The 7,496-nt window shown below is 59.9% G+C and carries 10 protein-coding genes; 1 reads left to right on the forward strand and 9 read right to left on the reverse strand.

The features are described 5' to 3' along the window. The coding region (locus tag ACXJL8_RS27995) for a hypothetical protein (protein WP_456685957.1) at positions 1 to 741 on the forward strand (741 nt) is incomplete at its 5' end. Positions 742 to 871: 130 nt separating this feature from the next. Here ACXJL8_RS27995 and ACXJL8_RS28000 read toward each other — a convergent pair. The 9 genes from ACXJL8_RS28000 to ACXJL8_RS28040 all read right to left on the reverse strand — a co-directional run bounded on the left by ACXJL8_RS28000 (position 872) and on the right by ACXJL8_RS28040 (position 7,341). Then, positions 872 to 1,864, reverse strand: a complete 993-nt coding sequence (locus ACXJL8_RS28000; protein ID WP_456685958.1) for a phage tail protein — start codon at positions 1,862 to 1,864, stop codon at positions 872 to 874. 74 nt (positions 1,865 to 1,938) lie between these two features. After that, a complete protein-coding gene (locus tag ACXJL8_RS28005) occupies positions 1,939 to 2,160 on the reverse strand; it encodes a hypothetical protein (protein ID WP_456624298.1) in 222 nt (73 codons plus the stop codon). Further along, positions 2,126 to 2,614: a hypothetical protein gene (locus ACXJL8_RS28010; protein WP_456685959.1), complete on the reverse strand. Its 489-nt coding sequence runs from the start codon at positions 2,612 to 2,614 to the stop codon at positions 2,126 to 2,128. The genes ACXJL8_RS28005 and ACXJL8_RS28010 overlap by 35 nt, the downstream gene beginning before the upstream one ends. Beyond that, positions 2,611 to 2,877, reverse strand: a complete 267-nt coding sequence (locus ACXJL8_RS28015; protein WP_456624296.1) for a hypothetical protein — start codon at positions 2,875 to 2,877, stop codon at positions 2,611 to 2,613. Before ACXJL8_RS28015 ends, ACXJL8_RS28010 begins: the two co-directional genes overlap by 4 nt. A gap of 71 nt (positions 2,878 to 2,948) precedes the next feature. Further along, positions 2,949 to 3,476, reverse strand: a complete 528-nt coding sequence (locus tag ACXJL8_RS28020) for a hypothetical protein (protein ID WP_456685960.1) — start codon at positions 3,474 to 3,476, stop codon at positions 2,949 to 2,951. A 114-nt stretch (positions 3,477 to 3,590) separates the two neighbouring features. Then, positions 3,591 to 4,049, reverse strand: a complete 459-nt coding sequence (locus ACXJL8_RS28025; RefSeq protein WP_456623995.1) for a hypothetical protein — start codon at positions 4,047 to 4,049, stop codon at positions 3,591 to 3,593. A gap of 96 nt (positions 4,050 to 4,145) precedes the next feature. Further along, positions 4,146 to 5,342, reverse strand: coding sequence for a hypothetical protein (locus tag ACXJL8_RS28030; protein WP_456685961.1), 1,197 nt, complete (start codon positions 5,340 to 5,342; stop codon positions 4,146 to 4,148). A gap of 2 nt (positions 5,343 to 5,344) precedes the next feature. Next, positions 5,345 to 6,127, reverse strand: a complete 783-nt coding sequence (locus tag ACXJL8_RS28035) for a tail fiber domain-containing protein (protein ID WP_456623997.1) — start codon at positions 6,125 to 6,127, stop codon at positions 5,345 to 5,347. Between the two features lie 713 nt (positions 6,128 to 6,840). Next, positions 6,841 to 7,341: a hypothetical protein gene (locus ACXJL8_RS28040; protein ID WP_456685962.1), complete on the reverse strand. Its 501-nt coding sequence runs from the start codon at positions 7,339 to 7,341 to the stop codon at positions 6,841 to 6,843. Positions 7,342 to 7,496: the final 155 nt, after the last annotated feature.

A 7,496-nucleotide genomic window follows, 5' to 3' on the forward strand; every position in this document is an offset into this window, starting at 1 on the left:
GGGTGGTATCAAGCCACCATGAGAAATATTTTGAAACAGAATGCTACACTGCGACGAGCAATCTATTGGGCTCGGATGCAGAGAGCTTCTTCGCAGTCTAACGAGGGTTCAATCATCGAAAGTCTAGCCGTCCAGGCCCCCAAGACCTTCGTCGAATTTGGTTTCCATCCCGTCGAGTTCAATTGCCTGCCGCTGGTCAAGGCGGACGGTTGGCAAGGTGTGCTGATTGACGGAGATGCAGACCAAGTCGCAGATGCAACGCGCTTGCTACCAAAGAGCGTGCAGGCTCTTCGACGCTTCATCACGCTCGATAACATCGACTTTATAAAGGAGATCTTTCCTCGACTCGGGGTACTCTCCATAGATGTCGACGGCAACGACTACTGGTTTCTGGAGCGTCTTCTAGACACGAGACCGACCGTCATTTGCGTCGAATACAACTCAAGTTTTGGACTTGAACCAGTAACTATTCCTTACCACTCCGGCTTTGACCGCCACAAATATCACCCACTAGGCTGGTACCATGGCGCCTCCATTACTGCGCTTGCTTCTCTTTGCGCCAAACATGGATATGGACTGGCGGCCGTATCCTCCGGAGGTATGAACGCCATTTTCACAACGACCGGAACACTAGACCCTGCAAGAGAATGGAGGCCAAACTCATTTCGTGCGCGTCACTCAGGAATGAGTCATGACCAACAATGGGCGTCAGTGAAAGCTATGCCGCTAATCACCGTCTAAGCGATTCTGATCCAACTTGTTGGCATTGACTGAACGATTGCTTGAGCATTTCCGCCTGCAGATACTCATCGGATAGAGCTTCTGGCGTAGAGCGTATCGCCAAGTGGCGCACACCGAGAAGTCCTCTCCGCTAAATGATTCGAATGACATAGTTGCAGATGATTGTAGGCTGCACGTTATTATGCGCGCTACCGCTGCCTGYGTTTTGGATAGATATTCCTGTGGTGGCGATTGGAATGCTCGCATGCGTCATCTGAAAGGCATTTCCTCCATCAGCGGCACTACCGCTAATGTTGTCTCCCCATAGTCCGCCAGAGACCCCAGTTGGAGTGTGCGTATGACCGGGATCGGTGACGCCGTGATTATGAGCGGGCATCTGAGCAATCGTCAGATTCTGGCTCTCCAGCCCCCCCGCGGCACCTAGGCTAGTGGCCGTCGCGCCAAAATACGACGACGTCAATCGCCCCGCTGCTATTCCGCCCATATCGTCTTTCTTCGCCGTTACGCGACCGCGGAGATCAGGGATATTAAACGTACTCGATGCATCGCCCGCGCCGTATGTTGTGCCAAACAGCGCAAACAAAGCACTATAGGTCAGACGCGAAATCGCTTGACCATACGCAAACACAAACGAGCTGTTTGGAGCTGTCGTCCCCCAATAGTCGAAGCCCGCGCCGATCGGGATATTGTATGGATTCCCGTATAATCCATGAAGGTAGAATATCCCGTCCGTATTGCTGTAGAGGGCAACATAGGGAGTACCTTGAATTATAGTTCCAACTGGCAATTCAGTACCTGGCGCCGAACGCAGCGGCTTCGCACCGAGACCGTCGACATTGATGGTCACGGTCGCGCCATTCGTCGCATGCGGCGTGAACGCGATGACTTGACCATTCATCTGCGACAACGACTGAAACACCTGATAGGTATTAACCGTATAGGCGGTGCTTGTCCCGCTCGTCACGATCGCACCCGCGACGTCGTCTCGATACTTTGCAATCGCCGCCATCATCCCGCGCGCCGAGTCGTTGACGCTGGAGGGGGATTGCCCTTCTGCCCAGTTGATCGTGGAATCCGCCGTTGCGTCGGCGGACGCCGTTTGAGACCATTTGTAGAGAGTCATCCTGCATCCTTGATTTGAAGAGGCGGCGCCGTGGGGCGCCATCGTGTGTTCGAGGGTGTCATTCCCGCACGCAGTCAGTCCGGCTTGTTCGCCTCGCCCTTGCACAGCTCGATATACTGTGCGCAACGACAGGACGGCGCCCGGGCCGTAAGGAGGTTGCGGATCACGCCCGCGGGTACGCCAGGGCTCTCGCTTGCGATCCTGGCCACGCGCTCATCGAGGATGCCGTCGATTTCGGTACGCAGATCCTCGATCCGCTCCTCAAGCCTTGTCGCGCGCTGCTGCTTCATTGCCATTGGTCTTTTCGTCCTTCATTTGAGATTCGAGGGCCGCCAGCTTCTGGCGCGCTGAGGCTGCGTCGTTCTGCGCGCGCCGAAGCGCGCGCTCCCGCTGAGATTCGTGCGAGGCGAGATGAACCTGGATGTCGTAGGGCAGCGCATCGAACCGCTGCTTGAACCGCCCCGGCCAGGATCGCGGCGGCGGGACGGCCGCAATTGCGCTCATCGCGCTTGCCGCTACGCCGCCAAGCGTGGGATCGGCCAGGCCGAGCGACACGTGCATGCGCGAGATGCCCTGCACGGCGGGCCAGAGCCGGCTCATGCCGATGGATGCACAATCGGTCACGAAGCGCGCCACCGACTCCGGTCTTGCCGGACAGGCACTCAAATTGTTCAGCTCACACCATTTGGCGAACATCGGCGCGTCGCGAAGCCGTGCCCGCGCGAGTGCCGTCAACAGCGGGTGGGTCATCGCTTCGCTTTGCGCAGCGCCTCGTGGAGACTACCCATGCGCCGACGCAAATCGATGAGCTGGACGCGTCTTCGCAAATTATGAGGACTCGAATCGATTTCGCCACCCAGCTCGGCATCGAATTTCTCGAGCGCGGCTACGCGCTTCTTCAGTCCGTAGAGCGCAAAGTTCTCCGCGATCCGCTCCGCTGACATGGGTTCGCCGTAGAGATTTCCGGTTATGGACTCGGCGCGTTCAATGAAATTCCTGTCGTCTTCGCTCATGGTGCGCTCTCCTGTCGCAAATCCAGTTTGATTGGGTGGTCGGTACGCCGAGAAAATCGAGAGGGGCGACCCTAGAACGGAAAGAATATTGGCGGGGCGATGCGCCGCTCTKGCTTGCTCGTCCCGCTGCGCGGCAGGCCTCCGGACCTTGTCGAAACCTCCCACTCCTCTCGCGGATGAGGATCAGCCTCCATTGGGGGCGCAACTGGGTTCGGGTCGAGGTACAGCTCGTTCTTGTCTCGGGTTGTCGGCGACAATCCGGGCGGCAGCTCGATGGGATCGGAGGGTCCTGCGCCATTGATTCTATCGCGAAAGTCTTTGGCATGTTGGCGTAGATGCCTGATCACATCTCCGAGGATGTCAGCCGGATCGTTGACGCGTCCCTGTAAGCTCCTGAACGATCTGATGTAGCCATCAAGATCTTCGGCCCGTGCCTGCCAATCCTTGTGGACCCCATCCGGATAGTAGGACTGGTCTCCTTCCAGGAGATCGGCCAACTGCTTGCGAACGATATCGAAGACACGCGGGCGATCCGCCTCCGCGATCGTCGTCTCGGGATTCAGGGGAGGCAGGTATTGTCGTTCGATGGTGGCCAKCAAGAGCTCCTGTGAAAGCAGGCCGATCCGGCCCCGCGATCAACGAAGGATCGCGGGAAACTTCGGCTGACGAATAAGGGGGATGAAAGCGAGCTAGCGGCGCGCCCGAACGCCGAACTATTTCAAGTCTGAAAATTGGAGATACAGAAGCCCCAAAGGGAGATTTTGGATGTATTCGTTTCTCTTGCGCGCGTGCCCTTCGTAGATGCGCAGGCGAAGCAATGATTGGGGCAGTTCGCTCTCAGCCAGGCGATCGCCGTCCGAAAAATAGCAACAACCTGTGTCACGGCTACGACCGCCGTAGGCATAGACGACCACCTTGCGGGGCCCCGAACGCTTGACGCTCAACGATATCGTCAGATCCGACTTCGTCAGCTCTATCGTGCAAGACTTCTCGTACTGGCACTCTTTCGTGGTCCCCTCTTCGCTGAGCGAACTCGTTGCGCCTGCGGCGACGTCCTCCCTGGTCGTGCCGTCGAAAGCATATGAAACGGTGTAATCACCGGCAAATGCATCAACCGATGGGAGAAGGCCTGTCGCGACAATCATGATGGACAAAATACGTCTCAACAGCATGGGCATCCTATCCTGTGTGCACACCGTCTCTATTCAGAGCCAGAGAAGGACATTCATCGCTTTTCATTCGGCGAAGGGCTGCTCGCGCAGACTCCCTCATCGTCGACCGCCTGTCCTCGCCTGGTAGAGCGCGACCGCGTCCTTGAGATCACCTGAGCTGGAAAGCCGCGCGCTCAACGCTCGCAGATCATGCTGATCGCGTTCACCTCGGCTCGTCGCCATACCCGGCCTTTGCACCGGCGGCATCGGCCTTGCCGCCACAGCACTCTTCGCCTTCATCATCAACCGGTATTTTCCGGCGTCGTACATCATGCGCTGGAACGTGGCGTTGCGCATCAGCGGCTCGCTGTCGAACAGGCGTTGCAGTTCCTCCGGTTCGATACCGCTGGCCTTGGCCGACGCCATGATCTCCTGCGCGACGGCCTGCCTGACGTCTCTCGTCTCTTCCTTGAGCAGCGTCTCCAGCCGGGCGTCCTCTGCCTTTGCATAGTTCTGAAAATCGCGCCGCGAGGCTTCCGCCGTCCGCCGCATCTCCTCATTCTGCCGAGCGCGCAACTGCTCGCTGCCCGCGACAATCGCCTGGATGCGGGAAAGCTTTGCGGGATCCTGGTGCGCCATTTGCGCGAGGGCTTCCGGAAGCCGCTCCGGCGGCATGCCGGCCAACTCAGGAAACTGGCTGATAAAGCTCGCTTGCGCGATCTGCATCGCCGCATCGAGGCCGTCGACATAGCTCCGCCGCGCGCGCTCGACTTCGCCTACCTTTTCCTCGAGCGCGAGGCGCACCTGCGGATGCTGCACGAGCTGCTCGATATCGAGATCGAGTTCGGTCGAGCGTTTCGCGTGATCCTTCGTCGCATTTGACGGCGCTTCGATTTCCTCGTCACGCGCATCGCTGGCCTCAGGCTGCTCAAAGCCGTAGAACTCGGGCGCATCGGAATCGTTGGCAGCCACTTCAGCGCGTAGCGCATCGATCCTTGCGGCAAGCGCCTCCGAAGAGCCATTCTCGGCAATCCGCCTGTCGCCGGCCGTTGCGCTTGCATAATCCCGCGCGGCGCGCGCGAGAGTTACGGCCTCGTTCGCGGCAGCGGGCTTGCCCTCTGCATCTGTGTATTGCCTGACGACGACTTCAGGCCGTGAATCGGATCGCCGGTCGGCGGCGTCGCGCAGCGACGCACCGTCGCTGTCGATCGACTGGCGTTCGCTCTCCCTGTCCGGGTCTGGCATTTCCGCGTAACCTGCATTCACCAAGTCGAAGGCGGCCCCGGTCAGCTCCGCGTCAGTCTGGATTGTCATACTTAGCCTCCCCAAATGCCTTTGAAGGGATTGAGCAGGCTGTTGACGCCGCCGGCGAGCGTCGCAAACTGTTCAACTCCGGACTTCTGCTGCGTCCCCGTCGTCGTGCTGTTGCCTTGCGTCCCAAGCTGCGCGATGGGCACACCGATCTGCGCCAGCAGGCTCAGGGCCTGCACGGGAATCCCTCGACGTTGCGCCTCCTCCGCCAAAGTGGCGTTGGCGCCATAGTTCTGGGCATCGAGCGCCGATTGCGCGGCGGTTACGCCCTGGCCGCGATTGGCTAGGTCGCTCTGCTGCATCTGGGTCAAGGTGTTGGCCGTCGTGTTGCCGGCGTTATACAGCGCATTTGTCGCGGCAAGCTGGTTCGCCACGTCCTGGTTATATTGCGCGGCGATCACCGGCGCCTCAGCAGCCGCGACGCCCCTTCCATAGGCCATCAGGTTGGCGCCGCTGAAATCGCGGCCCGCGGCGGCAAACTGCGAGTTCACGTCATTGCCGACGTCCGACCGGATCTGCGCAAGCTGCGCAGTGAGTGCCGGATTGTTGCCGACCATGCTGCCGTTCGCATATGGCGTCAGCCAGTTGCGATAGGCCGCGAGGTTGTCCCGCACGTCGCCGGCCTGCGCGGTGGCGGCGCCGCCATTGAGCAGCGACTGCGCGTAGCCTGCGATCTGGCCCGCATAAGGATTGCCCGACGCGGCGTTGTTCTTCAGCGTGTCGAGCGCCGAGCTCTCGGCCGACGTCAGGCCGGTGTTGTTGAGCCCCGTGCTAATCTGGCCCAACATGGTTTGCAGCGCCGGCTGCGCGGCAGCCCAAGGGGCAGTCTGCGATTGCTGGGTCTGTGTAGAGGTGGATTGTCCGCCCATTGACGATATTCCCTTAAATGTGAGTTCGCTCAGTCCGTGTCATGCAGTCTGCGCGGCAACAAGATGCGGTCGCGAGGAGCGATTCACGTGGCGGCCCATCCGGACGACGTGAACGCGGAAGCTTCGTCGCATTCCATTGGCAGGAAGCGCGAGGTGATCCGAACAACCGGTCGATGACGACGCGATCGGCAGGCGCAAGTTCATTCTGCAACCTTGGCGGACCCGGCATCTGCGGCGGAGGGCCGAATGGATCGACATCTTCCCGGGGAGCCGACGGCGGCGGTGACCAAGGAGGGGATACCGACGACGGTACTCTCCAATTGTCGAGATCAGCCCACCATGGTGGGCGCGGCAATGCACCTTCGATCCCGAAATTGGGTACGCGAAAGGCTCTCCGGACGATCTTGTCATCTGTACTCTCATCTTATGAAAGACAACTTGGTTGACCCCGTCGGCCGGATATTCCCATCGGCCAAGTTTCAGGCCACGTGTGAGACGCGTCGAGATGCATACTAGAACAAATCAAGAACAAACGCAACCCCAGGTCGCGCAGCGTAGTTACATCTGTCGGGCCGGTTCGATGGGCAAAGGCCGCCCCGAACCGAGCAATTGCATGAAGCGGATCTCGGCCGTCACGGCAAACGCTTGTCGATGATCGCGTAAGTCTGTTCGTATCCATCAAGGACGCGCAACCAGCCTTTCCGCCCGAAGATGCGTACACAGCGACAACCCTCCGCTCGTGCGTAGGCTTCGATACCGCGGATCAGTGGCAGCCAATCCCGCATGCCCGCCCCTGCGCATGCTGTGATGACGCAAACTTTGCCGGCGTCCGTCCGCTGCAGGCTCGTCGATGCAGCAGCCTCGATCCCTGAGCCGTTCCAGGCGACCCACAGCAGCGAACGGCCATCGAGGACATCGCGTTCGATCGTGGCGAACTCTGATAGGCCTGTTTTGACGATCGCCAGCCTGAGCAGAGGAGCCGTCAGCGGCCAGATCGCGCACACGTGCTTCGGATCGATGCAAATGAGCCGTGTGTCGCCAGCCGGCCGATCCCCACGGAGATCGCGTCTGCGCGACATTTCAGAACGGAAAGAAAATCGGTGGCTGGACCGGCCAAAGCTTTGAGGGCTCATTGGTCAAGAGTCCACGCGGGCGATCGTCCGGCCCATGTGGGACGTCCGGCGGCGGGCGAGAGGGCGCCGGTGATGCCTTCGACGATGGGCCCGGCAGCGACGCAACGAGGCCTTCCGGAAATGCCGGCGCACCGAAGACCGGGTCAGCATGATCG

It is taken from the genome of Bradyrhizobium sp. P5_C11_2, from assembly GCF_054049755.1.

Coding starts and splice junctions, on each gene's coding strand:
- ACXJL8_RS28030 (WP_456685961.1), bottom strand. CDS start 5,342: ATGACAATCCAGACTGACGCGGAGCTGACCGGGGCCGCCTTCGACTTG.
- ACXJL8_RS28025 (WP_456623995.1), bottom strand. CDS start 4,049: ATGCTGTTGAGACGTATTTTGTCCATCATGATTGTCGCGACAGGCCTT.
- ACXJL8_RS28015 (WP_456624296.1), bottom strand. CDS start 2,877: ATGAGCGAAGACGACAGGAATTTCATTGAACGCGCCGAGTCCATAACC.
- ACXJL8_RS28010 (WP_456685959.1), bottom strand. CDS start 2,614: ATGACCCACCCGCTGTTGACGGCACTCGCGCGGGCACGGCTTCGCGAC.
- ACXJL8_RS28040 (WP_456685962.1), bottom strand. CDS start 7,341: ATGAGCCCTCAAAGCTTTGGCCGGTCCAGCCACCGATTTTCTTTCCGT.
- ACXJL8_RS28005 (WP_456624298.1), bottom strand. CDS start 2,160: ATGGCAATGAAGCAGCAGCGCGCGACAAGGCTTGAGGAGCGGATCGAG.
- ACXJL8_RS28035 (WP_456623997.1), bottom strand. CDS start 6,127: ATGTTGGGCCAGATTAGCACGGGGCTCAACAACACCGGCCTGACGTCG.